This is a genomic window from Caulobacter sp. S45, from assembly GCF_009765965.1.
Classification (GTDB): Bacteria; Pseudomonadota; Alphaproteobacteria; order Caulobacterales; family Caulobacteraceae; genus CAHJWH01.
Map to the genome: position 1 here is coordinate 1 of NZ_LMUL01000001.1, position 1,312 is coordinate 1,312.

The window sequence follows — 1,312 nt, forward strand, 5'->3', positions numbered from 1 at the left end:
CGCTCGAGGGCGGTGAGTTTGAGGATTTCCGACGCCATCCGGTCGAGGGGAAGCTGACGCTCCACCGCCCCGATCTCGAAGGCGACGCCGTTATTGTTGATGAGACACGCCTTCAACATAGCGCTCAATTTCCAGATAGGGAGGCCCAATCCCTCGTCGTCTCCAAGAGGGCTTGGCTGAAAGTAAAGAAATGCGATTTCAGTCGAGCAACCGCCACGGTCTCGTCCGACCCTACATCCACGGTCAGCATCACTTCAATTTTTTGCTCGTTCTCCACAAATATCTCGAATCTGCCCGTCGCTACCGTGGTGTAGCTCGTGGAAAGCTTGCCCAGCGCTGCATCGTAATCCGTGTCGGCAAGCTTTTGCTCAAGTTGAATTGAGCGCAAGTCAACACGATGCACCGCAGTCATTCGAAATCTCCAGAACGGATTTACGATGGCCCATCAAACACGAAAGCGTTAAAACTTGGCGCATCCCAGCAAGTGAGCGGTAACGCCCTTACGGCCTCATCCGCCTCGCGGCTTCACACACGGTCAACCGGACAACCGTTTCCTGCTGCTTAGTAGCGCCAACTGGTCAGGTCGGCGCCCGGCGGGGCCGTGTCGGCGATGCGCTTCAAAATCTTGGGCAGATACAAGACGTTGTAGTGCAGGCGTGTGTAGGCGTTCGCCAGCTTGGGGTCGCCGTTCCAGCAGTGCTCGGCGCGATCCCCATAGGCCACCTCACCGCCCCAGGCCGGGTCGCGCAGGCTCTCCAGCGTGTCCTGCGCGAAGTAGACGGCGTCGGTGAGGAAGTAGGTGTCGGCCGAGCCGACATAGATGTGCAGCTTGCCCTTGAGCTTGGGGCCGAGCGTTCCCCAATCGCGCTGCACGATGTGGGTGAGGTCGAAGTGATCGCGCCAGTAGGCGGCGACTTTCGGATCGATGACGCCGGTCTCCTTGTCGAAGATGGGAACGGGATATCCGTCCGGTCCTTGAGGCCCGAACACCGCCTGCCAAATGTCGTACTGGCCGCCGGAGCGACCACGATCGCCGAGCACCAGCTCCATGTGGTTGGAGTCGCGCTGGGTGGCCAGCGTGCGTCCCAGATAGTCGCGCATCGAGGGCCGTTCGATGGTGTTGGCCACGCCATGCTCGGCGTACATGTCGCCGTCCTTGTAGAGGTCGACATTGGTGAAGGCCCGGAAGTCGATCGGGTCGGGGCAGGCCACGAAGGCGCCATTGTACATGTCCGGATAGAAGACCTGGGTGGCCATCGCCTCCCAGCCGCCGGTCGACCCGCCATAGGTGAAGCGCGCCCAGCCCTGTCCG

1 protein-coding gene and 1 pseudogene are annotated in these 1,312 nt (G+C 60.7%); both read right to left on the reverse strand.

Annotated elements, in window-relative coordinates; translation table 11 throughout:
- Positions 1-124: 124 nt before the first annotated feature.
- Positions 125-412 carry a hypothetical protein gene (locus tag GSQ87_RS00005; protein WP_158912521.1) on the reverse strand — a complete coding sequence of 96 codons (288 nt, stop codon included), beginning with the start codon at positions 410-412 and terminating at the stop codon, positions 125-127.
- A gap of 149 nt (positions 413-561) precedes the next feature.
- Positions 562-1,312: pseudogene (locus GSQ87_RS00010) on the reverse strand (hypothetical protein); the annotation flags it as partial.